Origin of the sequence: Nocardia blacklockiae (assembly GCF_015477355.1) — a bacterium.
In the GTDB taxonomy this organism is placed as follows: Bacteria; Actinomycetota; Actinomycetes; order Mycobacteriales; family Mycobacteriaceae; genus Nocardia; species Nocardia blacklockiae.
In genome coordinates this window covers 1,092,419-1,118,840 of the sequence record NZ_JADLRJ010000001.1, presented here as the reverse complement: position 1 = coordinate 1,118,840, position 26,422 = coordinate 1,092,419, and the positions used below count along the sequence as shown (strand labels likewise).

At 70.9% G+C, this 26,422-nt stretch carries 21 protein-coding genes; 11 read left to right on the top strand and 10 right to left on the bottom strand.

The genetic code is table 11. From position 1 onward, the window contains the following. Nucleotides 1–114: 114 nt before the first annotated feature. Together IU476_RS04930 and IU476_RS04925 are read left to right on the top strand one after the other, a co-directional pair. Nucleotides 115–2,406, top strand: a complete 2,292-nt coding sequence (locus tag IU476_RS04930) for a molybdopterin guanine dinucleotide-containing S/N-oxide reductase (RefSeq protein ID WP_195096897.1) — start codon at nucleotides 115–117, stop codon at nucleotides 2,404–2,406. Between the two features lie 5 nt (nucleotides 2,407–2,411). Then, nucleotides 2,412–3,887 carry an AMP nucleosidase gene (locus IU476_RS04925; RefSeq protein ID WP_324193869.1) on the top strand — a complete coding sequence of 492 codons (1,476 nt, stop codon included), beginning with the start codon at nucleotides 2,412–2,414 and terminating at the stop codon, nucleotides 3,885–3,887. Here the strand turns inward: IU476_RS04925 and IU476_RS04920 are convergent. From IU476_RS04920 to IU476_RS04910, 3 genes are all read right to left on the bottom strand, one after another. After that, nucleotides 3,865–5,349: an amidase gene (locus IU476_RS04920; protein WP_195096896.1), complete on the bottom strand. Its 1,485-nt coding sequence runs from the start codon at nucleotides 5,347–5,349 to the stop codon at nucleotides 3,865–3,867. The two genes, IU476_RS04925 and IU476_RS04920, sit on opposite strands and share 23 nt — an antisense overlap. Nucleotides 5,350–5,561: 212 nt before the next feature. After that, nucleotides 5,562–6,782 carry a site-specific integrase gene (locus IU476_RS04915; RefSeq protein WP_195097513.1) on the bottom strand — a complete coding sequence of 407 codons (1,221 nt, stop codon included), beginning with the start codon at nucleotides 6,780–6,782 and terminating at the stop codon, nucleotides 5,562–5,564. 83 nt (nucleotides 6,783–6,865) lie between these two features. Next, nucleotides 6,866–7,816 (bottom strand): DMT family transporter, encoded by a 951-nt coding sequence (locus tag IU476_RS04910; RefSeq protein ID WP_324193868.1) that lies wholly within the window; start codon nucleotides 7,814–7,816, stop codon nucleotides 6,866–6,868. 186 nt (nucleotides 7,817–8,002) lie between these two features. Between IU476_RS04910 and IU476_RS04905 the strand changes: the two genes are divergently transcribed. Further along, nucleotides 8,003–8,890, top strand: a complete 888-nt coding sequence (locus tag IU476_RS04905) for a LysR family transcriptional regulator (protein WP_195096891.1) — start codon at nucleotides 8,003–8,005, stop codon at nucleotides 8,888–8,890. Nucleotides 8,891–8,908: 18 nt separating this feature from the next. On the opposite strand, the gene IU476_RS04900 is transcribed toward IU476_RS04905, so the two are convergent. The 3 genes from IU476_RS04900 to IU476_RS04890 are packed head-to-tail and all read right to left on the bottom strand — an operon-like array spanning nucleotide 8,909 to nucleotide 10,282. Next, nucleotides 8,909–9,751 (bottom strand): class I SAM-dependent methyltransferase, encoded by an 843-nt coding sequence (locus IU476_RS04900; protein ID WP_267466382.1) that lies wholly within the window; start codon nucleotides 9,749–9,751, stop codon nucleotides 8,909–8,911. Between the two features lie 17 nt (nucleotides 9,752–9,768). Further along, entirely contained in the window at nucleotides 9,769–10,110 is a 342-nt protein-coding gene (locus IU476_RS04895) for a VOC family protein (RefSeq protein WP_195096886.1), read from the bottom strand. 1 nt (nucleotide 10,111) lies between these two features. After that, on the bottom strand, nucleotides 10,112–10,282 hold the full coding sequence (locus IU476_RS04890; RefSeq protein WP_195096884.1) for a ribbon-helix-helix protein, CopG family: 171 nt from the start codon (nucleotides 10,280–10,282) through the stop codon (nucleotides 10,112–10,114). A gap of 303 nt (nucleotides 10,283–10,585) precedes the next feature. Between IU476_RS04890 and IU476_RS04885 the strand changes: the two genes are divergently transcribed. Together IU476_RS04885 and IU476_RS04880 are read left to right on the top strand one after the other, a co-directional pair. Beyond that, nucleotides 10,586–11,695 carry a coiled-coil domain-containing protein gene (locus IU476_RS04885; protein WP_324193867.1) on the top strand — a complete coding sequence of 370 codons (1,110 nt, stop codon included), beginning with the start codon at nucleotides 10,586–10,588 and terminating at the stop codon, nucleotides 11,693–11,695. 86 nt (nucleotides 11,696–11,781) lie between these two features. Further along, a complete protein-coding gene (locus IU476_RS04880; protein WP_195096881.1) occupies nucleotides 11,782–13,251 on the top strand; it encodes a S8 family peptidase in 1,470 nt (489 codons plus the stop codon). A gap of 12 nt (nucleotides 13,252–13,263) precedes the next feature. On the opposite strand, the gene IU476_RS04875 is transcribed toward IU476_RS04880, so the two are convergent. Further along, nucleotides 13,264–14,340: an esterase-like activity of phytase family protein gene (locus tag IU476_RS04875; RefSeq protein WP_195096878.1), complete on the bottom strand. Its 1,077-nt coding sequence runs from the start codon at nucleotides 14,338–14,340 to the stop codon at nucleotides 13,264–13,266. Nucleotides 14,341–14,385: 45 nt separating this feature from the next. After that, nucleotides 14,386–14,946: a TetR/AcrR family transcriptional regulator gene (locus IU476_RS04870; protein WP_195096876.1), complete on the bottom strand. Its 561-nt coding sequence runs from the start codon at nucleotides 14,944–14,946 to the stop codon at nucleotides 14,386–14,388. A gap of 74 nt (nucleotides 14,947–15,020) precedes the next feature. On the opposite strand from IU476_RS04870, the gene IU476_RS04865 reads away from it, so the two are divergent. Further along, nucleotides 15,021–16,223 (top strand): FAD-dependent monooxygenase, encoded by a 1,203-nt coding sequence (locus IU476_RS04865; protein ID WP_195096874.1) that lies wholly within the window; start codon nucleotides 15,021–15,023, stop codon nucleotides 16,221–16,223. A gap of 64 nt (nucleotides 16,224–16,287) precedes the next feature. Further along, nucleotides 16,288–17,007, top strand: a complete 720-nt coding sequence (locus IU476_RS04860) for an SDR family NAD(P)-dependent oxidoreductase (protein WP_324193866.1) — start codon at nucleotides 16,288–16,290, stop codon at nucleotides 17,005–17,007. Here IU476_RS04860 and IU476_RS04855 read toward each other — a convergent pair. Next, nucleotides 16,995–18,326 (bottom strand): cytochrome P450, encoded by a 1,332-nt coding sequence (locus IU476_RS04855; RefSeq protein ID WP_195096869.1) that lies wholly within the window; start codon nucleotides 18,324–18,326, stop codon nucleotides 16,995–16,997. The two genes, IU476_RS04860 and IU476_RS04855, sit on opposite strands and share 13 nt — an antisense overlap. 76 nt (nucleotides 18,327–18,402) lie before the next feature. Next, a complete protein-coding gene (locus IU476_RS04850; protein WP_195096867.1) occupies nucleotides 18,403–19,527 on the bottom strand; it encodes a serine hydrolase domain-containing protein in 1,125 nt (374 codons plus the stop codon). A 163-nt stretch (nucleotides 19,528–19,690) separates the two neighbouring features. Here IU476_RS04850 and IU476_RS04845 point away from each other — a divergent pair, with 163 nt between their 5' ends. From IU476_RS04845 to narJ, 4 genes are all read left to right on the top strand, one after another. Continuing rightward, nucleotides 19,691–20,302, top strand: coding sequence for a DUF308 domain-containing protein (locus IU476_RS04845; protein WP_195096865.1), 612 nt, complete (start codon nucleotides 19,691–19,693; stop codon nucleotides 20,300–20,302). A gap of 147 nt (nucleotides 20,303–20,449) precedes the next feature. After that, nucleotides 20,450–24,121 carry a nitrate reductase subunit alpha gene (locus IU476_RS04840; protein ID WP_438943966.1) on the top strand — a complete coding sequence of 1,224 codons (3,672 nt, stop codon included), beginning with the start codon at nucleotides 20,450–20,452 and terminating at the stop codon, nucleotides 24,119–24,121. Continuing rightward, nucleotides 24,118–25,785 carry a nitrate reductase subunit beta gene (gene narH, locus IU476_RS04835; RefSeq protein ID WP_195096863.1) on the top strand — a complete coding sequence of 556 codons (1,668 nt, stop codon included), beginning with the start codon at nucleotides 24,118–24,120 and terminating at the stop codon, nucleotides 25,783–25,785. Before IU476_RS04840 ends, narH begins: the two co-directional genes overlap by 4 nt. Beyond that, nucleotides 25,782–26,420, top strand: coding sequence for a nitrate reductase molybdenum cofactor assembly chaperone (gene narJ, locus IU476_RS04830; RefSeq protein WP_195096861.1), 639 nt, complete (start codon nucleotides 25,782–25,784; stop codon nucleotides 26,418–26,420). The genes narH and narJ overlap by 4 nt, the downstream gene beginning before the upstream one ends. Nucleotides 26,421–26,422: the final 2 nt, after the last annotated feature.

Here is a 26,422-nt window from a genome sequence, read left to right as displayed (position 1 = left end):
GACCGGGTGACCACTCGGGAAGTGTCGCCATTCCGAACCGTAACTGGTCGCATGTCCATCTGTTGCCGCCCGGGTGGGACCGACGTGTCGGTACGCCGGGCTACGGTGGAGCCCATGACGACGCATCTGACGCACTGGGGAGCGTTCGAGGCCGCCGGCGACGGGGAGCGGCTGACCGAGGTGCGGCCGTGGCGCGGCGACCCGGAGCCGATGCCCCTGATCGAGAACGTCGCCTCCGCGCAGCACCACCCCACCCGCATCGATCGTCCCCATGTGCGCCAGGGCTGGCTCGAGCACGGGCCGGGCGCGCCCCGGCGCGGCGCCGAGCCGTTCGTGCCGGTGTCGTGGGAGCGGGCGTTCGAGCTGCTGTCGGGCGAATTGCGCCGGGTGTACGGCGAATTCGGCCCGGAGTCGGTGTACGCGGGCTCCTACGGCTGGGCCAGCGCCGGGCGCTTCCACCACGCCCAGAGTCAGGTGCACCGGTTCCTCAACTGCCTCGGCGGCTACGTGCGCCACGTCAACAGTTACAGCCTCGGCACCTCCACGGTGCTGCTGCCCTACATTCTGGGCGACATGTACACCCTGCTCGGGCACACCACGGCCAAGTCGGTGCTGGCCGAGCACACCGAGCTGGTGGTCGCGTTCGGCGGCCTGTCGCCGAAGAACGCCGCGGTCGGTCCCGGCGGGGTGTCGCGGCACAACGCGCGCGCCTGGGTCACGGCGGCGCGGGCCCGCGGCTGCTGCTTCGTCACGGTCGCCCCGCTGCGCGACGACACGGCGAGCGAGGCGCAGGCGGAATGGCTTGCGCCCCGGCCGAATTCCGACGCCGCGCTGATGCTGGCGCTGGCCCAGGTGCTGGACGCGGAGGACCTGGCCGACACCGCCTTCCTGGACCGGTACACCGTCGGCTACGACCGCTTCGCGCGGTATCTGCGCGGCGAGACCGACGGCGTCGTGAAGGACCCGGCATGGGCGCAAACGCTCACGGGCATCCCGGCGGACCGAATCCGCGCGCTCGCGCGCGAGATGGCGGGCGCGCGCACCCTGATCACGGTCAGCTGGTCGCTGCAACGGGCCCGCTACGGCGAGCAGCCGCTGTGGCTGGGCGTCGTGCTCGCGGCCATGCTCGGCCAGATCGGCTTGCCGGGCGGGGGTTTCGGCCACGGGTACGGGTCGGCGGCCAATGTCGGGGAGCCCACCCGGCAGCTGCGGGTGCCGCACCTGCCCCAGGGGCACAACGGCGTGGCGACGTTCATCCCGGTGGCGCGCATCGCCGACATGCTGCTGAATCCTGGTGCGCCCTACCGGTACAACGGTCAGGATCTGGTCTACCCGGACATCCGGCTGGTCTACTGGGCGGGCGGCAACCCGTTCCACCACCACCAGGACCTGGCCCGGCTGCGCGAGGCGTTCACCCGCCCGGAGACGGTGATCGTGCACGACCCGTTCTGGACCGCGACCGCCCGGCACGCCGACATCGTGCTCCCGGCCACCATGACCATCGAGCGCGACGATTTCGGCGCCGGCGACAACGACCGGATGTTCTTCCCGATGCCCGCGCCCACCCGCCCGCACGGCGAGGCCCGCGACGACTACGCCGTCTTCGCCGAACTGTCCGAACGGCTCGGCGTCGGCAAGGAATTCACCGAGGGCCGCACCACGGGCGAGTGGCTGCGGCACCTGTACGAGCAGTGGCACGCCGAGCTGGGCGAGCGCGGCCGCGGGCTGCCGGATTTCGACGAGTTCTGGGCGGGCGAGGGGCTGGAGCTGCCGGTGGCCGACCCGGCGCAGGTCGTCTTCGCCGACTTCCGCGCCGACCCCGAGGCGCACCCGCTGACCACGCCTACCGGCCGCATCGAGATCTTCTCCGACACCATCGCCGGCTACGGCTACCCGGACTGCCCGGGGCACCCGGTCTGGCTCGAGCCGGAGGAATGGCTCGGCTCGCCCGCGGCGGCCCGGTTCCCGATCCAGCTCGTCGCCAACCAGCCGCGCACCAAACTGCACAGTCAGCTCGACGTCGGCGCGCACAGCCTGTCGGTGAAAATCGCGGGCCGCGAACCGGTTCGGCTGCATCCGGACGAGGCGGCGGCGCGGGGACTGTGCGACGGCGACATCGTCCGCCTGTTCAACGACCGCGGGTCCTGCCTGGCCGGGCTGGTGATCGACGCCGCCGTGCGGCCGGGCGTGGCGCAATTGTCCACCGGCGCCTGGTACGACCCCGACCCGAACGACCCGAGCTTCTGCCGGCACGGCAACCCGAATGTGCTGACCGCCGACCGGCCTTCGTCCACGCTGAGCCACGGCTCCACCGGGCAGCTGGCGCTGATCCAGATCGAGGCGTTTCGCGGGGAGCTGCCGGAACTCGCGGTGCTCACGCCCCCGGCCGTCGCAGGGCGCGGGTGATCACCGTGGCGCACAACGAGAATCCCGATCGCCGCACCGTCACTCAGATAGCGGTCGAGGCCACCCTGGACGACCTGCAGGCCCGCTACGACCGGTCGGTCGGCACGCTGCGCGCGGCGGTGAAGGACTTCGTCGACACCGGCGCCGTCCCCGCCGCCGAGGTCCGGGCCGCGGGCGCGTTCGTCTACCCGGAACTGCGGATCAGCTGGGACGGCCGGGCGGAACCGAAGAACCGTTCGCGGGCCTGGGGCCGGCTCACCCGCCCGGGCGTCTACCGGACCACCATCACCCGCCCGGCCCTGCTGCGCCGCTACCTCACCGAACAGCTCACGGTGATCGCCGAGGACTACGACATCCACATCGAGGTCGGTCCCTCGCAGCAGGAGATCCCGTTCCCGTACGTGATCGATGCCGCCGCGCTCGGGCTGGACAGGTCCATGAGCGCCGATCTGGCCCGCTACTTCCCGACCACCGACCTGGCCGAGGTGGGCGACGAGATCGCCGACGGCCTGATCGACACCAGCGGCCCGCTGCCGCTGAGCCATTTCGACGCGCTGCGCACCGACTTCTCGCTGGCCCGGCTGCGGCACTACACCGGCACGCCGCCGGAGCACTTCCAGCCGTTCGTGCTGTTCACCAACTACACCCGTTACGTCGACGAATTCGTGCGCTGGGCAAGGGATCTCATCGCCGATCCGGCCACGCCGTTCGAGGCGCTGTCCTGTGCGGGCGGCGCGCTCGTCACCGCCGAGACCGGTGACCGGGACGCGATGGTGGACGACGAGGCCTGGAAGAAACACCAGATGCCGGCCTGGCACCTGATGTCGTCCACCGGGCAGGGCATCACGCTGGTGAACATCGGCGTCGGCCCGGCCAACGCCAAGAACATGTGCGACCACCTGGCCGTGCTGCGGCCGCACGCCTGGCTGATGATCGGCCACTGCGGCGGGCTGCGGGAGAGCCAGGAGATCGGCGACTACGTCCTGGCCCACGCCTACCTGCGCGACGATCACGTGCTGGATCCCGTACTGCCGCCCGACATTCCGATCCCCAGCATCGCCGAGGTGCAGCGCGCCCTCTACGACGCGACCAAGCAGGTGAGCGGCATGCCCGGCGAGGCGGTGAAGCAGCGCCTGCGCACCGGCACCGTCGTCACCACCGACGACCGCAACTGGGAGCTGCGGTATTCCGCGTCGGCGCTGCGTTTCAACCTGAGCCGCGCGGTCGCCGTCGACATGGAGAGCGCCACCATCGCCGCGCAGGGCTACCGCTTCCGTGTTCCCTACGGCACCCTGCTCTGCGTCTCGGACAAGCCGCTGCACGGCGAGATCAAACTTCCCGGCCAGGCCAACCGCTTCTACGAGGGCACCGTCTCCGAGCACCTCCAGATCGGCATCCGCGCCGTGGAACTCCTGCGCGCCGAAGGCGACCGCCTGCACTCCCGCAAACTACGCACCTTCAACGAGCCGCCGTTCCGCTGACCCGGGCCGTGGACTCCGGCGCCCGGAAGCCGCCGAGCTTCTCCTCGAGCAGTTCGGCCAGCCGCAGCGGGGTGCGGTCCTCGAACATCGGACCGATGAGCTGCACTCCCACCGGCAGCCCCTCGGGCGAAAGTCCCGCCGGAACGGCGGTCGCGGGCAGGCCGGGCATGGTGGCCGTACCCGCCCACACGACCTGGTCGAAGTACGGGTACTCGACGCCGTCGATGTCGACGCTCCGGTCCTCGAGATCGCCGTTGTGGTTGTGCGGATAGGCGGGAGTGGGCGTGACGGGGCAGACCACGGCATCGAACTCGGCGAAGAGCCGCCGCCAGGCCCGGCGGTGGAGTTCGCGGCCGTGGTCGGCCTCGACCCAGCCGCGGTGGCTGAGCACCATGCCCCGCAGCCGCGCCGCCGCGAGGCTCCGGTCGTCGGCGGGCAGGGCGGCGGCCCGGGTCCGCAGCTGTTCGTATTCGTCGAAGGGAAGACTCGCGGCGGCGGTCGACAACATGAGCCGCATGTAGAGCGTCGCCGCCTCGGCCTGGTCGGGCAGCAGCGGGCTGTGCCGTTCGACGCGGGCGCCCGCCTCGGCGAGCGCCTCGGCGACCCGGTGCACGCCCGCCCGCACCGCCGCACCGGTCGGAATGAGCGGATGTTCCTCGACGACCAGCACCCGGAAATCGGCCGGCCGATCGTGGCGCGCGGGCGGCAGCGCGAGGTTGTAGGCGAGGCCGTGGGTGAGCGGGTCCGGGCCGGCCATCACGTCGAGCAGCAGCGTGAGGTCGCGGGCGGTGCGCGCCATCGGACCGACGACGGCGAGGTCGGGATCGACCGGCAAGGCCGGCCCGGGCGGCGCGACCATGCCGCGAGACGCCACCAGACCCACTGTCGGTTTGTGCGCGTAGATGCCGCAGAAATGCGCGGGCGTGCGCAACGACCCGGCGAGGTCGGAGCCGAGCGACAGCGCACCGAATCCGGCCGCCAGCGCCGCCGCCGAGCCACCGGACGACCCACCCGGCGTACGCGTGAGATCCCACGGATTGTTGGTGGTGCCGTAGATGTCGTTGAAGCTCTGGATATCTCGCAGCGTCACCGGCACATTGGTCTTGCCGAGCACCACCGCACCGGCCGCCTTCACCCGCGCCACCTGCACCGCGTCCTCGGCCGGCACGTAGTCCCGGAACCGCGGTATGCCCCACGTCGTGGGCAGCCCGGCGATGTCGTAGCACTCCTTGACCGTGATCGGCACCCCGAGCAGCGGCCGGTCCTCCCCCTGGGCACGCGCCCGGTCGGCGGCGCGCGCGGCGGCCCGGGCATTCTCGAAGTCCGGCACACAGATCGCGTTGATCGCCTCGTCGTCGCGCTCGATGCGAGCGATCGCCTCGTCGGTCAACTCCGCCGAGCTCACCACACCGGCCCGCAGGGCGGCCACGATTTCCTCGGCCGATCGAAAGTTCCATTCCATGTCTGCGAAGGTATTGGCACGCGCCCGGGGGCATAAAATGTTTCTTCACGCAAAGGGGAAATGCGAACGAAGCGGTCGTCGGCTCGAATCAGCGAATTCTTTCCACATCACCCCAGGTAGCAGGCCTGAAGGTGTCGAAATTGACCAGCGCTAGCCACGAAATGCCATTTCGCACAACGGGACACATGTCACAACCGATTTCCCGAAATCCCTCACAACCCGAGTTTCGTGACAGCGTTGTCCTCCAGCGGATTGGCCGTGCGGATGTAGCCGTGCACGGTGCGAGGATTGGACCAGCGACCCTGCCGCATGATCTCGCGGTCGCTGGCCCCACCGAGAGCGGCCTGGGTCGCGAACCCGGCGCGCAGCGAGTGCCCGGAGAACAGATCCGGGTTCAGCCCCGCGCGCGCGGCATAGCGCTTCACCAGCTCGGCGACGGCCCGCCCGGACATGGCCTCGGAACCGATCCCGCCGTGCCGCGAAATCGTCGGGAACAGCGGCAGATCCGGGTCGGTGAGGGTGGTGCCGGTGAAGGCGTGACAGCGGTGGATGGCGCCGTCCGCGGGCGCGGCCTCGGCGAGCCACGTCCGCAGGCCGTCGGTGCCGCGCTGGAAGTGATTCTCGCGCAAGCGCATCCAGTCGGCGAAGGCGCACACCGGGCAGGTGCGCGGCCGATGCCCCCGGGGCAGGGCGACGCGCTGGCCCGCGGCGCCGGTCGGATCGGTCTTGGTGGCGGGCAGCTGGATCAGCAGGATCGGCTCGCCGGTGGCGTGGTCGAGGTCGACCCGGACGTCGGCGATCCGCAGTCCGGCGATCTCGCTGCGGCGCAACGCTCCCGCGAAACCGACCAGCAGCACCAGCGCGTCGCGGCGGCGGGCCGGTTCGGTCGGCCAGCCGGGCGTCGGCAGACCGGCGAGCAGCTGCTCCAGGGTGTGCAGCAGTACCGGGCGCTTGCGATTGGGCTGCGTCCGGCGGGTCCGGCGGATACCGCGCAGTGTCAGCCGGACGACGTCGGTCCGGGTGGGGGAGGGCAGCCCGTTGGCGGCGTGCACGGCGGCGATGGCGGCGCTCTTGCGTTCCAGGGTCGCCGCGCTGAACGCCCATTCGCCGCCCGCCTTGCGGGTGTCGGCGGCGGCCGCGAGATACACCGCGACATCCAGCGGGTCGGCGGGCAGCGCCTGTCGCCCCTCCGCCGCGCACCACGCCGACCACGCGATCCAGTCGGACCGGTACGCGCGCACCGTGTTCGGCGACTGCGAGGCCTCGAGATACCGCCGCAGCGCGCCCGCCTGGTCGTCGTCGAACCGCTCCCGCACCAGCCGCAACGCCGCCGCGTCCACGAGCACACTGCGCACGCCGCGCCGCAACTCGGTGTGCACGACCTCGGGCACGGCACTGCTCCCGCCTTCGCCGGCGGCCGGTTCCGCTGACATACTCATCGCCCGCGACAGTACCGCGACTGCGGCGTCGCACGCTGAAACCACGCGCGGGACAGCCGATTCCGATTCGCGCACCCCTAGTGGGAGCGCGCTCGCGGCCGTGCGGTCCGTCCGCCGGTGCGGCGCGACAGGGCGACTCCGACGAGGCACACGGTCCCGCCGAGCAATCCCCACGCCGTCGGAATCTCACCGAGCAGCGCCCAGGACAGCAGAATCGAGATCGCCGGGACGGCATAGGTGCTCGCGGTGAGACGACCCGCGTCGGTGCGATGCAGCGCGTAGGACCAGGCGGTGAAACCCAGTGCGGTGGGGAGCAATCCGAGATAGACGCCGTCGGCGACGACCCGTCCGGGCGCGGCCGACAACTCGGCGACCAGTTGCCCCGCCCAGGGCAGCAGCGCGACCGTGCCGATGAGGCAGCCGAGCCAGATCGCGGTCAGCGCGTCCACATACCGCAGCGCCGGCTTCTGCACCAGCACGCCCGCCGCGTACAGCACCGCGGCGACCACACACAGCAGCACCCCGAGCCCGTCGCGGTGACCGGCCCCGCTGGACACCGCGATGATCGCGACACCGGCCAGCGACAGCACCGCCCCGATCAGCAGCGAACGCGTCAGCCGCTCCCGGAACAACACGGCCGCGCCGAACGCGACCAGCAGCGGCGCGAGATTCACCAGCAGCGCCGCCGTCCCAGCGTCCACGTGCAACTCCGCGGTATTCAGCGCCACGGTGTAACCGGCCAGCCACAGCACCGCGTACGCCGCGACGAGCAGCAACGCCCGCGGCGACCGCGGCACGCGGCGCGCCACGCCCCGCCGCGCCAGCACCGGGATCGTCAACGCCACGGCGGCCACCGCGAGCCGCAGCAGCGCCATCGGCGCGGGCGAAAGATGCGGCCCCGCATCGCGAATCGCGACGAATGCCGACGCCCACAGGACCACCGCCACCAGCGCGGCCCCCGCACTGCCGAGATCGGGGCGGCCACGCCGGGACGCGGGTTCGGACAACGAGTCGGCCACCTGGGTCACGCCAGTGATCGTCGTCGCCGACCCGGGAACGCGACAAGCGAATTTCGGACTCGTCGTTCCATGTGCGGACGGGGAAGCGGTATCGGTACGAGCTGCGAAGGTCACCACGCCATCGTCACGCGAGGCATCGGACAGCACAAGCGATCATAACGACGCATCTGTTAAGCACAGCTGTACGATCGACGTATGCTCGACCTCACCAGACTGCGGTTGCTGCGCACCGTCGTCGCCACCGGTTCCGTGCGCGCCAGTGCCGCGGCGCTCGGGTACACGCCCTCGGCCGCCAGCCAGCAACTCGCCGCGCTCCAGCGGCAGACCGGGCTGTGCCTCGTCGAGAAGTCCGGCCGCGGTATCGAACCCACTCCTGCCGGGCGCGCCCTCGCGGCGGCGTCGGACCGGCTGTTCGAGGAACTGAGCCGCCTCGACGGTGTCGTCGGCGACCTGCGCGCCGGACGGGTGGGCAGCCTGTCGATCGGCTACGTCGCCTCGGTGGGCGCGACCTGGCTGCCGCCCGTCGTGGAGGCGCTGCGCGGCGAGTTCCCGGATCTGCGACTGGAACTCCGGCTGGCCGAGGCCGGTGCCGGGCGATGCGACATCGAGATATTCATCGAGGACGAGACCGTGAAACCGCCTGCGGGCGTCCAGGTTCGACGTTTGCTCGCGGATCCGTACGTGCTGGCGGTGCGCGCCGACGACCCGCTCGCCGCGCGCCCGGACGTGCCGCTGGGCGAACTCGCCGACCGCTCGTGGATCGACAACGAGCCCGCCGACGGCCCGTGCCGGCGCATCCTGCTCGACGCCTGCGCGCACGCGGGCGTCACCCCGCGCTTCCAGGTGCAGACTCCCGACTACGGCACAGCGTTGCCGATGGTCGCCACCGGCATCGGCATCACGGCGTTACCCCGGCTCGCGGCGCGGGACCTGCCCGGCGGAGTCGTCGCCGTCCCGCTCACCGCACCGACGCCGGTTCGGTTCGTCGGTATCTCGGTGCGGGACTTCGTCGCCCAGCACCCGGCGGCCCAGCGCACCCTCGCCCTGCTCGCCGAACTCGCCGAGCGCTCGGGCCGGGATTGACTCCGCGACGGGTCGGGATCAGGTGGCGGCCAGCAGGATCTGCTCGGACTCGGCAGGACGGAGGCCGTCGGCCCGGTCGGCGAAGTAGCGGGCGGTCAGCTCCGCCGACGAGATGTGCTGCGCCGTGGCGAAACCGGCCGCCGTGGCCAGCGCCACCATCTCCTCGGGGGTGAAGAAGCTGACGAACGGGGTGCCGGAGGATCGGGCGCCGTCCTCGGCGAAGCGGCGCAGGCGCTGCTCGTCCGGGCCGACGAGATCGATCGGCAGCATGAAGGTGGTAGCCAGTGTCGAGCCGGGCGCGAGCGCCGAGATCTGCCGCAGCGTCGCGATATTCGCCTCCCGGGTGAGGTACATGGACACCCCGGTCGAGGCGACGACGGCCGGGCGATGCGGATCGAACCCGGTCGCCGCGAGCCGCTCCCACCACGAGTCCACCTCGAAATCCACCGGCACCAGCCGCAGCCACGGCGGCACACCGAACCCCAGCTCCGCCAACCGCTGCCGCTTCCACGCCTGCGGACCCGGCTGATCGACCTCGAACACCGTGAGCCGCGCGGCGAGGTCGGGACGCCGCTGCGCGAAGGTGTCCAGCCCCGCGCCGAGGATCACGTACTGGTCGACGCCGCGCGCCGCCTGCTCGGCCACCAGGTCCTCGATGAATCGGGCACGGGCGAGCACCCCCGCGCGCATCGGACCGGTGGTGACCGGGTCCATATCCGGCCGCCGCTGCCAGTCGTCCTCGGGATCGGCCAGCCGCAGCCCCACCTCGTCCTCGAAAACGTAAGGCGCGGAATCGTTCCGCAGGTGCACGGCACGCCACAGCGCCACCCGCACCGCGGTGTGCTCCGGCCCGACCTGCAAGTCCTCGGCCACGAAGATCACTCCTTCCCGGGCGCCTGCAGGCTCCACAGTCGCCCGTCCGGATCGCGGACGGTCATCTCCTGGGTGCCGTAGTGGGTCTGCTCGAAGTCGCTGACGATCTCGACGTCCGCGCCCGGCCGCTGGTCCGTGCCGGCGACCTTCAACACCAGCTGCGTGCGCGGCTCCTGCGTGGGTGCCACCTCGGCCACGAACACGTAGGGACCGTCACTGTTACGAAACTGCCCCGAGTTGTGGTCCGTCTCGAACTCGACCTCATACCCCAATCCCTGCAGGAATCTGGCCGTTTTGCCCCAGTTGTGGGTCTCCAGGAACACGGCCTCGATGCCCTCGGTCGTCATATCAGTCCTTTCCGCTGTCGGTCTGCCGCTGTGCGTCGTCGAGGTAGTCCCGCAGCGCCGCGGCGACCAGTGCCGACAGCGACATGCCCGATTCGATCGCCTGCAGCTTCACCTGCTTGATCAGCCCGATCGGCAAGTAGACGTTGAACTGCTTCACTTCCTCGTCCGCCACACGCAGAGGCTAGCATGCTAGCAAGCTAGCGCGCGAGTGGACATCGAGAAGACCTACGGACCGAATCGGTACGGCTGTACTACCGAGCCCAGTTTTTGTCGACTTTCGTAGTTGTTCCGTAGCGTTGGATGCGACCAAACGTAAACGAAATATTCGCGACGTCATTCATGAAAGAGGGAGGAGCTAACCTCTGATAAGGTTCACTTATCGGAGGTCAGGCCACAACCAGACCGCAAGCGCCCCACCGCGTTTCGTTTCGTGTCGTTACGTTGGATTCGACGAAACCAACGCTACGATTCCCCGGTGTCGAACGTATGCAGCTACCCGGGATGCTCGCGATCCATCACACGCAACGGCGGACCCGGCCGGCCGTCGGAATACTGCGACCACCCGGACCACACCCGATGGCGGGCCTGGCGGGAACGACAGCGCCGCCAGCAGGAGGCCGAGACACCGGCCGCGAACGTCACTGTGACGCAACAGGGTCCGGTGACGACCGCGCGCCTGCGAGCCGACGAACTGCTCACACAGTTCCGCTCCCTGGCCGATCAACTGGGTGGCACGCTGCAGGCCGCGGTCGCGGAACTGTCCACCCTGGCCGACCCCGCGGTGGCGGAAGCGCAGGTCCAGGCGGTGCAGGCGGACGCGGCGCGGCGCATCGCGGAGGCCGAGATGGCCACCGTCGCCGCCGAGCAGGCCCGCCGCGAGGCCGAAGCGGCCAGGGACGCGGCCGAATCCGCCGCCGAGGACGCCGCCACCGCCGCCGAGCAGGCGGAGGCCCGCATCGCCGAGGCCCTGGCCGCCCGCGACGACGCCCTCGCCGAGGTCGGTCGTGTCACCAAGCAGGCGGCCGACGACGTGTTCGCCGCCCGCACCGAGGCCGAAGCGGAGGTCCGGACCGCGCGCCGGGAGGCCGCCGAGGACGTGGACCGCGCCCGGGAGCAGGCGGCCGAGGAGATCGCGCTGGCCCGGCAGAAGGCGGCGGCGGATATCGAGCGAGCCAAACGCGAAGCGGCACAGCAGGTCACCGCGTCGGCCGCGGAACGGGACCTGGCCGTGCAGCGGGCCGCCGACGCCGAACGCGCCATCGAACGCGCCGAGGCGGCCGTCGCCGAACGCACCGAGGCCCTGACCGAGACCCGCGCGGAACTGAACCGGGTCCGCGACGAACTCGCCACGGTCCGCGCCGAACTGGCCGACACCCGCCGCCTCGCCGCCGCCGACCTCGCGACCCTGCGCACCGAACACGCGACGGCGTTGGAGAAGGCCCGCGCCGAAACGGCGGAACGCCTGGCGGCCCTGGACGACGCCCGCGCCCACATCCTCGCCCGCGCCGAACGCGCCGAACGGCAATTGGACGAGCTGCTCTCGACCACCGCACGACAGTCGGCCGCCACTGCCGTGGAGACATAGCGTAAACCCCACGCGCGCAGTGCCTTCGGTCCTCGAACCGCCGCATTCGAGCTGCGCGGCCGCCGCCGACCGGGTTGACTGTCACCATGACCTCGGCACACCGGAACAGCAGTTCGGAACGATCGTCGGAGGCGGGGGAGGTGCGCTCGCCGCACGAGTTGATCGTGGTCACCCGCGGCGCCACCGCGCCGATCGATTTCGTCGCGCTGGACGCCACGCGTTCGGCCGAGGACCGCTTGGCCGCGCTGCTGCCGGACGATCTGGCACTCGTCCGGATCTTCGGCGCCGGGGACCGGTTGCAGCACACGCTGTACGGGACGCCCGCCGAATCCTCCGGTGCCCGCTTCCTGAACTACTTCGTGGTGCGCGGCGCCGACCGGACCCCGGCCGCGGATCTGACGGCGCTGGCCGCCCGGCTGCGCGCCGACGACGCGGTGGCGGCCGCCTACGTGAAACCACCCGCGGAACCGCCGATCGACTCCCGCGTCGCGGTGATCCGCTCACAGGCGGTCGCGCCGCCGGTGACGCCCGAATTCACGGTCCGCCAGGGCTATCTCGACGCCGCGCCGAACGGGATCGACGCGCGCTGGGCGTGGACACAACCGGGCGGCCACGGCACCGGCGTGCGCGTGGTCGACGTCGAGGGCGCGTGGCGATTCACCCACGAGGACCTGCGCGAGAACCAAGGCGGGGTGATCGGCGGCGTTCCGTCCCCCGACCTGGGCTGGCGCGACCACGGCACCGCGGTGGCCGGGGTGATCAGCGGCGACGTCAACACCTTCGGCATCACCGGGATCGCGCCGGAGGCGAGCATTCGCGCCGTGTCCATCTTCGGCCCGGGCTCGGCCTCGGCCATCCGGACCGCGGCCGACGCCCTGGGCCCCGGCGACATCATCCTGCTCGAACTACACCGTCCCGGACCGCGTTTCGACTACGCCAACCGCCCGGATCAGCGCGGCTACATCGCCGTCGAATGGTGGCCCGACGACTGGGCGGCGATCCGCTACGCCGTCGACCGGGGCATGATCGTGGTCGAGGCCGGCGGCAACGGCGGCGAGAACCTCGACGACCCGCTGTACGACACCCGGCCCGCGGAATTCCCGGCCTCCTGGACCAACCCGTTCCAGGGCGGCCCGGCGGACTCCGGCGCGGTGCTGGTCGGCGCGGGCGCGCCGCCGCCGGGAACGCACGGCCGCGACCACGGCCCGGCCCGCTCGCGGCTGGCGTTCTCCAACTACGGCACCCGGCTCGACACGCACGGCTGGGGCCGCGAGGTGACCACCACCGGCTATGGCGACCTCCAGGGCGGCCAGAACGAAGACTATTGGTACACCGACGTTTTCAGTGGCACGTCGAGCGCCTCGCCGGTCGTGGTGGGCGCGGTCGCGAGCTGCCAGGGCGCGGCCGCCGCGAGCGGGACCCGGCTCACCCCCGACCAGATCCGCACCCGGCTGCGCGCGTCCGGCTCACCGCAGACCGACGCACCCGGCCGCCCCGCCACCCAGCGCATCGGGGCCCTGCCGAATCTCCGCGATCTCCTCGGCGGCACACCGTAATCGGGCTCGCCGTCAACGAATAGCGAGCGCGACGAGCTGCGTGATCTGCTCGTCGGAGAAGTTGTTGTCGCTGACCAGGACGAGCGTCCGTTCGCCCGAGGGCAGGTTCGGTCCCCACGTCATGCCCTCGACATTGTCGACCTTAGGCACTCCGACATCGGCGAGGTCGACCAGCAGCCGCTTGGTCACCGGCCGCGCCTGCCCCAGCGGCGCGTCGAGAATGTTGGTGGCGCCGGTGAGGTCGGCTTCGTAGACCCGGACCCGGTTCCCGGCCCCCTCGACGTAAGCGCGTTCCAGCACCAGGTATCTCGCCGGATCGAAGGGCGTGGACGCGAGCACGGCCGCGATGCCATTGGAGCCGTCGCCCTCGGCGAAGACGGGGTCGAGGGGATAGGCGTACTGCCCGAGTAGCTGACCGGACCGGGCCTGCACGGTGATCCGGGTCAACCCGCCCGCGGTGGGCGTGGGAGTCGGCCCGTCCTGCAGCAGCGGCTCTTCGACGGTACTCACCAGCAGCATGCCGCCGGCGGCGAAGGTCGCGCCCTCGAGCGCGGAGTTGCGGCGCGGGCCCGAATCCGGGCGCATGCGTTCGTTGTCGGGTATCGGCAACTCGCCGCCGAACGAGCCGTCGGGGTGGGCGATGCGGATCGAGGGGTCCGCGAGCACGCCGTCGCCGCGCTCACCCTCCTGCGTCCAGACGTAGTCACCGGTCCACGGATCGACGCGCAGATCCTCGGGATCGACACCGTTCGCCGGGTACGTCCCGCCGTCCGCGGTGAGCAGCGGTTGCGTGCCGGTGAATTCGACCGGTTCGACACCGTTGTCGTTCACCGGGATTCGCGCCGTATAGAACCGGGCCGGATTCTTCGCCGAGCGGTCGTCGCTGATGAGCACGTACTCGCCGGTGCCGTGGGAGTAGTCGATACCGGACAGCCCGCCGACGGTGGTGCCCGCGAAGCTCAGCCCGTACGGCACGATCTGCTCCCCGAGCAGCCGCACGGGCGGCGTCACCGGCTCGGCCCGCGCCGGAATGGCAGTGGATGCCAAGGCGCACAACGTGAACAACAGCGTGTGACCGGACCTGCCCATGCCCGACAACATATCCGCATCGCCGCCGCCGCGCCCGCCGAGACCTCACCCGCCCGGCGCGGTGATCCGGCGCAGGCCCGCGGCCAGGTCCCGCCCGGTCGGCGCCCGGTCGGGATCGATGAGGTATTGCGCGGCGACGCCGGTGAGCAAGGCCTGATACAGCGCGCCGACACCGCGTGTGGCGTCGGCGTCACCCTCGTCCGCACCGGCGAGAAGCCGGGCGAGACCGGACCGCGCCTCGTCGAGATTGGCCGCCAACTGTGTCCGGACATCGGGATCGGCGAGCGCGTCGAAAGTGGCCGTCCACATCCCGCGGTGCGTGGCGATGGTCGCCAGCACCACGTCCCAGCGCGCGGCGAAGCGCTCCCACGGATCGCCTCCGGCGTCACCTAGTCGCGCGAGCGCGTGCTCGAGATCCACCCCCCATTCGCGGGTCGCCTCCGCCAGCGCGGCGGTGAGCAGCGCCTCCTTGGTGCCGAAGTGGTAGCCGATGGCCGCCATGCTCACCCCGGCGGCCGTCGAGATATCGCGCACCGTCGTTCGCGCATAACCCTTCTCGACCAGACACCGGCGCGCACCGGCCAGCAGATCCTCGCGATTGCCCATGCGACACAGGGTAGCGCATACGCCTCAGACAAATGTCTTGCGCGTTTGCCCAAATCGGTTGTACGGTTCTGGGCATGCGGCAGAGCACCAACCGAAACGTCCTGATCTCCGGCGCCAGCATCGCCGGTCCCGCCCTGGCCTTCTGGCTGCGGCGCTACGGATTCACCCCGACGATCGTCGAGAAGTCACCGGCCCTGCGCGAGGGCGGGCAGGCCATCGATGTGCTCGGCACCGCCACCGAGGTGGTGCGGCGCATGGGCCTGCTCGACCGGGTGCACGAGCTGAGCACCGGCAAGCGCGGCACCTCCTACGTCGACGCCGACGGCCGGGTGCGGGCCAGCGTCAGCAGCGAGACCTTCAACGGCGTCGGCGCGCACGGCGACACCGAGATCCAGCGCGGCGACCTGGCCCGCGTGCTCTACGAGGCCACCCGCGACGACGTGGAATACCTCTTCGGCGACTCGATCACCGCCCTGGCGCAGGACGAGCACGGCGTGCGAGTGACCTTCGACCACGCTGAGCCCCGCACCTTCGACCTGGTCGTCGGGGCCGACGGCGTCCACTCCCACACGCGCGCACTGGTTTTCGGCCCGGAGTCGCGGTTCCTCCGGCACATGGGCTACTACATCAGCATCTTCACGGTCCCGAACTTCCTCGAACTCGACCACTGGGAGCTGGACTACAACACCCCCGGCAAGATCGCCGGCGCCTACAGCGCCCGCGAGAACACCGAGGCCAAGGCGATCTTCGCGTGGGCCTCGGACCCGATCGACTACGACTACCGCGACGCCGCGCAGCAGCGGCGCCTCGTCGCCGACACCTTCGCCGGCCAGGGCTGGCAGGTCCCGCGCCTGCTCGACCACCTCGACACCACTCCCGACTTCTATTTCGACGCGATGGCGCAGATCCGCATGGACACGTGGAGCGAAGGCCGCGTCGCCTTGGTCGGCGACGCCGGCTACTGCGCCTCCCCGCTCTCGGGCCAGGGCGCGGACCTGTCCCTGGTCGGCGCGTACACCCTCGCCGGCGAATTGGCCGCCGCCGCAGGCGATCACACGGTGGCCTTCACCCGCTACGAGCAGCGGATGCGGCCGATGGTCGACGCCTGCCAGAAGTTCGCCGAGGGTGTCGGCGCCTGGTACGCGCCCGCGAGCAACGCGATGATCCGCTTCCGCAATCTCAACGTGCGACTGCTGCCGTACCTGCCCTGGCGCGGCCTGATCGGCGGCGCGCCGCAGAAGGTCGCGCGCACCATCCCCGCCGCCGACTACGCCTGAATCCGGTCGGCGCCGCCCGCTGTGGCAGGCTCGGCGCATGGTGCCGCAGCGGCGTGGAGTATTGGTGACGGGGGCATCGCGGGGGATCGGGCGGGCGATCGCGACGGCGTTCGCCGAGAGCGGCGACCGTGTGGCCGTGCACTACTCGTCGCGGCGCGCGGACGCCGAGCGAACGCTCGCGGACCTGCCGGGCGACGGCCATGTGCTGGTCGGCGGCGACGTGGGAACCCCGGCCGGTGCCGAGGCGGTCGTCCGCACGTCCGTCGACGCGCTCGGCACGCTCCACGTCCTGGTGAACAACGCGGCGATCAACCTGCCGCACCCGTTGCCGGACACCGACTTCGAGGAGTGGCAGCGGGTGTGGCGGCAGACCGTCGACGTCAACCTGCTCGGCACCGCGCACGTGTCGTACTGCGCGGCGCGGCACATGATCGACCGGGGCGTGGCGGGCCGCATCGTGAACGTCGGGTCGCGCGGCGCGTTCCGCGGCGAGCCGGACCATCCGGCCTACGGCGCCACCAAGGCGGCGGTGCAGGCACTCGGCCAGTCGCTGGCGGTCGCGCTGGCTCCGCACGGCATCGCCGTCGCGTCGGTGGCTCCCGGATTCGTCGCCACCGAGCGGGTCGCGCACCGTGTCACCGACGCCGTCAAGGCGCAGAGCCCGTTCGGCCGGGTCGCCGAACCGTCCGAAATCGCCGCCGCCGTGCGCTATCTCGCGTCTGCGGAGGCGACCTGGAGTTCGGGGGCCGTCCTGGATGTCAACGGTGCTTCCTACCTGCGCTGAGATACGTCGTCGGCCGTCAGCACGACCGGCGCGCCGCCGGCCGGCACATTGGTGATGTTGCGGATGCGCCCGTGCTCGCCGCTCACCCCGGGCGGCAGCGACAGCCGATACCGCGACAGCACCTCGCGCAGCACGGCCGTGCCCTCCATGAGCGAGAATCCCGCGCCGATGCACCGGCGCACGCCGCCGCCGAACGGCAGCCAGGTGTGGGCGGCGACGCTGCCGTCGAGGAAGCGCTCGGGCCGGAAGCTGTCCGCGTCGGGATAGTTGTCGGGCCGCTGGTGCGCGAGCACGATCGAGGTGGAGACGACGGTGCCGCGCGGCAGGTCGAGTCCGCCGATGGTCAAGTCGCGGGTGAGCCGCCGCACCGCGCCGCCGATGACCGGACGCCGCCGCATCGCCTCCTTCAGCACCGCCTCGAGGTATTTGTCGTCGCCCTCGGCGGCCGCCCGGCGGGCCCGGTCCTGCACCTCGGCGTCGGCGGCGAGTTCGTGGCACGCCCACGACAGTGCCGACGCGGTGGTCTCGTGCCCGGCGAGCAGCAGGGTGATGAGCTGGTCGCGCAGTTCCGCGTCGGTGAGCGGCGTGTCGGCCGGGTCGTCGCCGGAGCCGACGGCCAGCAGCCGCGACAGGACGTCGGCGCGCTGATCCAGGTCCGGGTGGCTGCGGCGGCGGGCGATCTCGGCGTAGAGCAGGGCGTCGATGGCGTTCTGGTTGTCGCGGAAGCGTTTCCACGGGCCGTACCGCTGCAGCCGCGGATACTTCCAGCCGAAGAACACGATCGGGTTGATGTCGATGATGGTGCGCAGCAGCGGCGCGAGTTCGTCGCGGCGGTGCTGGTCGGTCATGCCGAACACCACCTGCATGATCACCTCGAGGGTGAGCTCGTTCATCCGGTCGAGGGTGGGCAGCGTGGCGCCGGTGGGCCAGGCGTCGACCTGCGCCTTGGCGATCGCCTCGACCAGCGCCCGATAGCCGCGCAGCGCCGATCCGGTGAAGGCGGGCATCAGCAGCCGGCGGGCGCGGGCGTGCTCGGCCTCGTCGGTCAGCAGCAGCGAATGCTCGCCCATGATCGCGCCCAGCACCCGATTGCCCTCGCCCGCATGCAGATCCGCCGGATCACCGGCGAAGATTTCGCGGATGTGCTCGGGCCGCGAGAACACGACCAGCGTCTCGGCGTACGGCGGGACCATGCGCACGGTGAACACGTCGCCGTAGCGGCGCGCCAGCGCGCTGACGTAGCGACCCCGCCACCGCGTGTACAGCACGGTCTGGATCACCCTGGGAAGCCGGGGCCCCGGCGGATACACGCTGCTCACGAGCCGTCCTTCCGATCTGCCGCCGCGATGCGGCACAGCGCGGCGAAACGCTGTGCCTACCACGGTAACCCGTCGGTCAGGGGCACAGCGCGTGTCCCAGGATGCGATCGGTGTCCACCTTCGACTCCGCGACGCTACCGGTCATCGACACCGTCGCCGCGCGACCCTCGGCGGTGGCCGCGGAGATCGCGAGGAATCCGTGGATGCCGCCGAAGTGGCCGACGAACTGTGCGCCGCACGGCAATCGGCCGTACATCAGGCCCAGGCCGTAGTTCTGCACCCCGGCACCGGCGGGCCCGCCGTCGAGCATCTCCCGCAGCCGCTGCGGCGGCACCACCCGCCCGTCGAGCAGCGCCGAATAGAACCGGTCGAGGTCCGCGCCGGTGGACACCAGCCCGCCCGCGGCCCACGGCACCGACGGCTCGATGCGCGAGGCCTCGACGCGGCGGCCGTCGACGTCGGCGTACCCGGACGGGTGCGGATCGCGCAGGTCCAGCTCGCCCGCGGTGGGCAGGTAGGTGTTCCGCAGTTCCAGCGGCACGAGAATCCGGTCCCGCAGTTCGTCGACATAGGGTCGTCCGGTGATCTGCTCGACCAGCATGGCGGCGACGATGTAGTTGGTGTTGGTGTACTCGTATCGGCTGCCGGGCGGGAATTTGGCGGGGAGCCGCAGGGCGAGAGCGACTTCCTCGGCTGGGGTGAAGGTCCGCCCGGCCTGCGCGGCGCGGTTCTCGTCGACCTCCGGATCGTCGGTCAGTTCGGGCAGCCCGCTGCGATGTGACAGCAACTGCCGCACCGTGATGACCCGCCCGTCGACACCGTCGCCGGTGAGCAGCCCGGGCAGATAGGTGTCGACCGGCGCGTCGAGCGCGACCTTCCCGGCATCGACCAGCTGCATCACGAGCACGGCGACGAAGGACTTGGAGATGCTGCCGACCCGCACGTACTGCGGCGGATCGACCGGAATCGGTTGTCCGGTCCCGACATTCGCCACGCCCGCCGTGACGGTCACCGGACGCCCGCCGTCGGAGAGCGTGGCCAGCGCGCCGACCGCCCCGGCGCGCAACAGCTCGTCCAGATCGCCGCGCACCGTCTCCACCCGCGTGACGGGTGCGGGATCGGAGGTGGGGCCGGTGGTCTCGCCGGCACACCCGGCGACGGCGAGCGCCGCCACGGCGCACAGCAGGAAACTGGAACGCATGGACCGACGGTAGAGACATCGCCGCCGCGGCACATCCGGCAGAACCCCGAATTTCACCCCGATCCGCGCGCGATATTCCGGTCTGCGGCTTCCCGCGTCGGTGACCCGACGATAATGCCGCAAATTTTCGGTTATCTACCGATTCGAGTCATATCATTGTGCTATGCCTACACTCCGAATTGCCGGGCGCACCGACGTGTTCGCCGGTGACTCGTGGCTGTCGGCGCTCGCGATCGGCACGGCGTCGGCGGCGCTAGGGGTGCTGATCATCTTCTGGCCCGACAAATCCGTGCCGGTCGCGGGCGCGCTGTTCGGGGCCTGCCTGCTGCTGTCGGCGCTGTGGCAGCTGACCGTCGCGTTCCGGGCGCGCATCGCCACCGGCCTGCGCGTCCTCGAATTCGGCACCGCGCTGCTCGCGCTGCTGCTGGCGATCTGGTGCCTGCAGAGCGGTGATTGGGCGGCGGTGCTGGCGCTGGGCATCGGCGTGGGGTGGGCGATGCACGGCATCGTGCAGGCCATCGTGGCGGTGTGGACCGACCGACTGCCGCACGGCGGCCGTTACGAGGCCTACGGCCTGCTGCTGGTGCTGGCGGGTGTGCTGCTGGTGACCTGGCCGATCGAGACGCTCGCGGGCCTGTCGGTCCCGGTGGGCCTGGGCCAGATCCTGCTGGGCGGCACGGAGATTCGGATGGCGGTCCGCTTCGACCGGGCCCTCGCCCGGAACGAGGCGGTCGGCATTCACGGGCTGCTGCGCACCCAGCCCAAGACGGGCTGATTACCGGCATTCGCCGCGAATTCGCATTCCGCAAATACCGCGCGAACACGATTGCCGCGGGTAACGTTCGGGAGGTTCGTGCGATTGGTGTCCGATCGCGCGCCCCTACGGCGTCGCCGGTCGGCAGTCCGCCGAGGAGGCGTGCGCATGGTGCAAATGGACGGCGAACTCACCGACGCGCTGATCCGCACGCGCCGGTTCTTCACCCGCACCGAGGTGTCACCGGACCAGCGGACGCTGTATCAGGTGGGCGGCCGGCAAGCCGACGAGTTCTACCGCGACCGGTGGTCGCACGACAAGGTGGTGCGCTCCACGCACGGAGTCAACTGCACCGGATCGTGTTCGTGGAAGGTGTATGTCAAGGATGGCATCATCACCTGGGAGACCCAGCAGACCGACTATCCGTCGGTCGGCCCGGACCGCCCGGAGTACGAGCCGCGCGGCTGCCCGCGCGGCGCGGCGTTCTCCTGGTACACCTACTCGCCGACCCGCGTGCGCTACCCCTACATTCGCGGCGTACTTCTCGAGATGTACCGGGAAGCCAAGGCGCGCACCGGGAATCCCGTGGCGGCGTGGGCGTCGATCGTCGAGGACCCGGAGGCGGCGCGGCGCTACAAGAGCCTGCGCGGGCGCGGCGGACTGGTCCGCACCACCTGGTCGGAGGCCACCGAACTCGTCGCCGCCGCCCACGTGCACACCATCAAGGCCTACGGGCCGGACCGGATCGCGGGCTTCTCGCCCATCCCGGCGATGTCGATGGTGTCGTTCGCGGCGGGCTCGCGGTTCGTGTCGCTGCTGGGCGGGGTGATGCTGTCGTTCTACGACTGGTACGCCGACCTGCCGGTGGCCTCGCCGCAGGTGTTCGGCGACCAGACCGACGTGCCCGAGTCCGGGGACTGGTGGGACGCCGGCTATCTGATCATGTGGGGCTCGAACGTCCCGGTGACCCGGACCCCGGACGCGCACTGGATGGCCGAGGCGCGCTATCGCGGGCAGAAGGTGATCGCGGTCGCGCCCGACTACGCCGACAACGTGAAGTTCGCCGACGAGTGGCTCGCCCCGCACCCCGGCACGGACGGCGCGCTGGCCCTGGCGATGGGCCACGTCATCCTGCGCGAATTCTTCGTCGACCGCGCCGAACCGTACTTCCGCGACTACGTGAAGCAGTACACCGACCTGCCGTTCCTGATCCGGCTCGACCGCGACGGCGAGCAGTACCGGCCCGGAAAGTTCCTCACCGCAGCCGATCTCGCCGACTCCGCCGGGCAAGAGCACGCCGAGTTCAAGCCGGTCCTGCTCGACGCCGACGGAGAACCCGTGGTGCCCAACGGTTCCCTCGGCTTCCGCTACGGCGACGAGGGCGCCGGGCGATGGAATCTCGAACTGGGAGACAGTGATCCGCTGCTCACCGTGTACGGCGGGGACGCCGTGGCGGTGCGCCTGTCCCGCTTCGACACCGCCGACGGCTCCGCGCGCCCGCTGTCGCGTGGAGTGCCGGTCCGCACGGTCGGCGGCCACCTGGTGACCACGGTCTACGACCTGATGCTCGCCCAGTACGGCGTGCACCGCCCCGGCCTGCCGGGGGAGTGGCCGACCGGATACGACGACGCGGCCCAGCCGGGCACACCGGCCTGGCAGGAGACGATCACCGGTGTCAAGGCCGCGGTCGCCGCGCGCATCGGCCGCGAATTCGCCGCCAACGCCGCCGAATCGCGCGGTCGCTCGATGATCATCCTCGGCGCGGGCACCAACCACTGGTTCCACTCCGACACCATCTACCGCACCTTCCTGGCGCTCACCACGCTCACCGGCTGCCAGGGCGTGAACGGCGGCGGCTGGGCGCATTACGTCGGCCAGGAGAAGTGCCGGCCGGTGACCGGCTGGGCGCAAATCGCGAACGCGCTGGACTGGTCGCGCCCGCCGCGGCAGATGATCCAGACCGCCTACTGGTACCTGCACACCGACCAGTTCCGCTACGACCCGTTCGCCGCCGACACCTTGGCGGGCGCGGCGGCGGGCGGGCGGCTCGCGGGCAAGACCACCGCCGACCTGATCGCGCTGTCGGCGCGGCTGGGCTGGATGCCCTCGTACCCGACCTTCGACCGCAATCCACTGGAGCTCGCCGACGAGGCCGAGGCGGCGGGCGTGCCGGTCGCCGACCACGTCGTCGCGGAGCTGAAGAGCGGCCGCCTGCGCTTCGCCTGCGAGGATCCCGATGCGCCGCAGAACTTTCCGCGCGTGCTGAGCGTGTGGCGGTCGAACCTGCTGGGTTCCTCCGCCAAGGGCGACGAATACTTCCTGAAACACCTGCTGGGCGCGAATTCGTCGCTGCGCGCGGAGCAAGCGCCCCCGGAAGCCCGCCCGCGCGAGGTGACCTGGCACGACGAGGCCCCGGTCGGAAAGCTGGATCTGCTCCTGACCCTGGACTTTCGGATGACCAGCACCACCCTCTACTCCGACGTGGTGCTGCCCGCGGCGACCTGGTACGAGAAATACGACCTGTCGACCACCGACATGCACCCGTTCGTGCACTCGTTCTCCCCGGCGATCGCCCCGCCGTGGCAGGCCCGCACCGACTGGGACGCCTTCCAGGGCATCGGAAAGGCGTTCAGCCGCTTGGCCTTCGACCATCTCGGCAAGCGCACCGACGTGGTGGCCGCGCCGCTGCAGCACGACACCCCGGACGAACTGGCCAACCCGCACGGCGTGGTGCGGGATTGGCGGGCCGGGGAGTGCGAGCCGATCCCGGGCCGCACCATGCCGAAACTCGTTGCGGTGGAACGCGACTACCCGGCCGTCGCGGCGAAGATGGCGGCCCTGGGCCCGCTGCTGGACTCGCTCGGCGCCACCACCAAGGGCGTCACCTTCGACGTGCGGCGCGAGATCGAGTATCTGGCCGACAAGAACGGCACCGTCCGCACCGGCCCCGCCGCCGGGCGTCCCGCTCTGGTCCGCGACGTCGACGCGGGCGAGGCGATCCTGGCGCTGTCCGGCACCACCAACGGCCATCTCGCGACGCAGGGCTTCCGAACCCTGGAGCAACGCACCGGCACCCGGCTCGCCGACCTGGCCGCCGAGCACGAGGGCAAGCAGATCACCTTCGCCGACACCCAATCCTCGCCGGTGCCGGTGATCACCTCGCCGGAATGGTCCGGCTCGGAGTCCGGGGGCCGCCGGTATTCGCCGTTCACGCTGAACGTGGAGCGGCACAAACCCTGGCACACACTCACCGGGCGGCAGCATTTCTACCTCGACCACGACTGGATGGCCGAGGTCGGGGAGCAGCTGCCGGTGTTCCGGCCGCCGCTGAACATGACCGCGCTGTTCGCCGAACCCACCCTGGGCTCGACCGGCGAGCACGGCCTCACGCTGCGCTATCTGACCCCGCACTCGAAGTGGTCGATCCACTCCGAGTACCAGGACAACCTGTTCATGCTGAGCCTGTCGCGCGGCGGGCCGACGATCTGGCTGTCCGACCGCGACGCCGCGAAAATCGGTGTCGCCGACAATGATTGGATCGAGGCGGTGAACCGCAACGGGGTCGTGGTGGCGCGGGCGGTGGTGTCGCACCGCATGCCCGAGGGCACCGTGTACATGCACCACGCCCAGGACCGCGTGGTGGACGTGCCGATCGCCGAGACCTCGGGGCAGCGCGGCGGCATCCACAATTCGCTGACCCGGCTGCTGATCAAACCCACCCATCTGATCGGCGGCTACGCCCAATTGTCCTATGCCTTCAACTATCTCGGCCCGACCGGCAACCAGCGCGACGAGATCACCGTGATCCGCCGCCGCGGCCAGGAGGTGCGCTACCGATGAAACCCATGGCGCAGCTGGCGATGGTGATGAACCTCGACAAGTGCATCGGCTGCCACACCTGCTCGGTGACCTGCAAACAGACCTGGACCAACCGCGCGGGCGTCGAGTACGTCTGGTTCAACAACGTGGAAACCCGTCCGGGACAGGGGTATCCGCGCACCTACGAGGATCAGCGGCGCTGGCGCGGTGGTTGGACCCTGGACCGGCGCGGGCGGCTGAAACTGCGCGGCGGCGGGCGGCTGCGCAAGCTGCTCACCATCTTCGACAACCCGATCCTGCCCGAACTCGCCGACTACTACGAGCCGTGGACCTACGACTACGACACCCTCACCAGCGCGCCCGTGCAGCAGCACCCGCCGGTGGCGCGCCCCAAGTCGCTGATCACCGGCAAGGACACCAAGGTCACCTGGTCGGCCAACTGGGACGACAACCTCGGCGGCGCACCGGAACTCGCGCGGCGCGACCCGCTGCTGGCGAACCTGAGCGAGAAGGTGCGCTTCGAGTTCGAGCACACCTTCATGTTCTACCTGCCGCGCATCTGCGAACACTGCCTCAACCCGTCGTGCGTGGCGTCGTGCCCGTCCGGCGCGATCTACAAGCGCAGCGAGGACGGCATCGTGCTCGTCGACCAGGATCGCTGCCGCGGCTGGCGGATGTGCGTGTCCGGCTGCCCGTACAAGAAGGTGTACTTCAACCACCGCACCGGCAAGGCCGAGAAGTGCACGTTCTGCTTTCCGCGGGTGGAGGTCGGGCTGCCGACGGTGTGCGCGGAGACCTGTGTCGGGCGGCTGCGCTACATCGGCCTGATGCTCTACGACGCCGACAAGGTGCTCGACGTCGCCGCGACGCCCGACGAGCGCGACCTCTACGCCGCGCAGCGCGACGCGTTCCTCGACCCGAACGACCCGGAGGTGGTGGCGGCGTGCGAGCGCGCCGGCATTCCGCAGGACTGGATTCTGGCCGCGCAGCGCTCACCGGTGTACGCGCTGATCAACACCTATCGGGTGGCGCTGCCGCTGCATCCGGAATACCGGACGGTGCCGATGGTGTGGTACATCCCGCCGCTGTCGCCGGTGGTGGACGTGCTGCGCGACACCGGCCACGACGCCGAGGACGACGGCAACCTGTTCGCCGCGATCGAGGCGCTGCGGATCCCGGTCGAATACCTGGCGGAGCTGTTCACCGCCGGTGACGTCGCGCCGGTGGAGGCGGTGTTGCGGCGGCTGGCGGCCATGCGCAGCTATCTGCGCGACATCAATCTGGGCCGGGAGACGCGCCCGGAGATCGCCGAGCGGGTCGGCCTGAGCGCCGAGCAGCTCTACGACATGTACCGGCTGCTCGCGCTGGCGAAATACGAAGAGCGCTATGTCATTCCGCCCGCGCACGCCGAACAGGGACACGACCTCGAGGAACTCGCCACCGGGTGCAGCCTGGACTACGACGGCGGCCCGGGGATGGAGGGGTGGGGGCCGTTCGGTGAGAGCTCCGGCGGCGTGACGCCGGTCGCGGTGGAGAACTTCCGGATGCTGCGCGACCGGCAGACCAGCGACACCGACGCCGCGCCCGTCGGCAAGGCCGCCCGGATCAACCTGCTGAACTGGGACGGCCGCGGCACCCCGGAGGGCCTGCTGCCGCCCAGAACCGAAGGGAGGCACCGCAAATGACCCTCGACGACACCCGGCGCGCCGCCGCCTGGCAGGCCCAGTCGCTGCTGCTGGGCTATCCGGATCGCACGCTGCTGGATCGCCGTCCGCTGCTGCGGCGGGTGGCGCAATCCCTGCCCGCCGCGGTCGGCACCCCGCTGGGTTCGGTGCTGGACCACCTCGACGCCACCCCGCCGCTCGCGCTGGCCACCGACTACGTCGACACCTTCGACCACCGCAAACGGTTCAGCCCGTACCTGACCTACTTCCTCTACGGCGACACCCGCAAACGCGGCATGGCGCTGCTGCGGTTCAAGCAGGCCTACCGGGCGGCCGGACTGGTGCTCGACGACGGGGAGCTGCCCGACCATCTCGCCGTGGTGCTGGAATTCGCTGCCGCGCACGCCGAGTCGGGCCACCGGCTGCTGATCGAATACCGGGCGGGGGTGGAGTTGATGCGGCTCGGCCTGCGTGACGCGGGGTCGGCGTGGGCGGGCGTGCTCGATTCGGTTGTCGCGACGCTGCCGCCGCTGCCCGGCGGCGACCGGGACGCGGTCGCCCGCCTGATCGCCGAGGGCCCGCCGGGCGAGGAGGTCGGTCTGGAACCGTTCGCGCCGCCATCGTACATGCCCGAGCCGATCGGAGGACGCCGATGACG

Bases quoted from the DNA above. Each gene is read 5' to 3' on its own strand.
- narH (WP_195096863.1), top strand. From the start codon at position 24,118: ATGAAACCCATGGCGCAGCTGGCGATGGTGATGAACCTCGACAAGTGC.
- IU476_RS04875 (WP_195096878.1), bottom strand. From the start codon at position 14,340: ATGGGCAGGTCCGGTCACACGCTGTTGTTCACGTTGTGCGCCTTGGCA.
- IU476_RS04850 (WP_195096867.1), bottom strand. From the start codon at position 19,527: ATGCGTTCCAGTTTCCTGCTGTGCGCCGTGGCGGCGCTCGCCGTCGCC.
- IU476_RS04930 (WP_195096897.1), top strand. From the start codon at position 115: ATGACGACGCATCTGACGCACTGGGGAGCGTTCGAGGCCGCCGGCGAC.
- IU476_RS04870 (WP_195096876.1), bottom strand. From the start codon at position 14,946: ATGGGCAATCGCGAGGATCTGCTGGCCGGTGCGCGCCGGTGTCTGGTC.
- IU476_RS04840 (WP_438943966.1), top strand. From the start codon at position 20,450: ATGGTGCAAATGGACGGCGAACTCACCGACGCGCTGATCCGCACGCGC.
- IU476_RS04915 (WP_195097513.1), bottom strand. From the start codon at position 6,782: ATGTCAGCGGAACCGGCCGCCGGCGAAGGCGGGAGCAGTGCCGTGCCC.
- IU476_RS04880 (WP_195096881.1), top strand. From the start codon at position 11,782: ATGACCTCGGCACACCGGAACAGCAGTTCGGAACGATCGTCGGAGGCG.
- IU476_RS04905 (WP_195096891.1), top strand. From the start codon at position 8,003: ATGCTCGACCTCACCAGACTGCGGTTGCTGCGCACCGTCGTCGCCACC.
- IU476_RS04865 (WP_195096874.1), top strand. From the start codon at position 15,021: ATGCGGCAGAGCACCAACCGAAACGTCCTGATCTCCGGCGCCAGCATC.
- IU476_RS04845 (WP_195096865.1), top strand. From the start codon at position 19,691: ATGCCTACACTCCGAATTGCCGGGCGCACCGACGTGTTCGCCGGTGAC.
- narJ (WP_195096861.1), top strand. From the start codon at position 25,782: ATGACCCTCGACGACACCCGGCGCGCCGCCGCCTGGCAGGCCCAGTCG.
- IU476_RS04920 (WP_195096896.1), bottom strand. From the start codon at position 5,349: ATGGAATGGAACTTTCGATCGGCCGAGGAAATCGTGGCCGCCCTGCGG.
- IU476_RS04895 (WP_195096886.1), bottom strand. From the start codon at position 10,110: ATGACGACCGAGGGCATCGAGGCCGTGTTCCTGGAGACCCACAACTGG.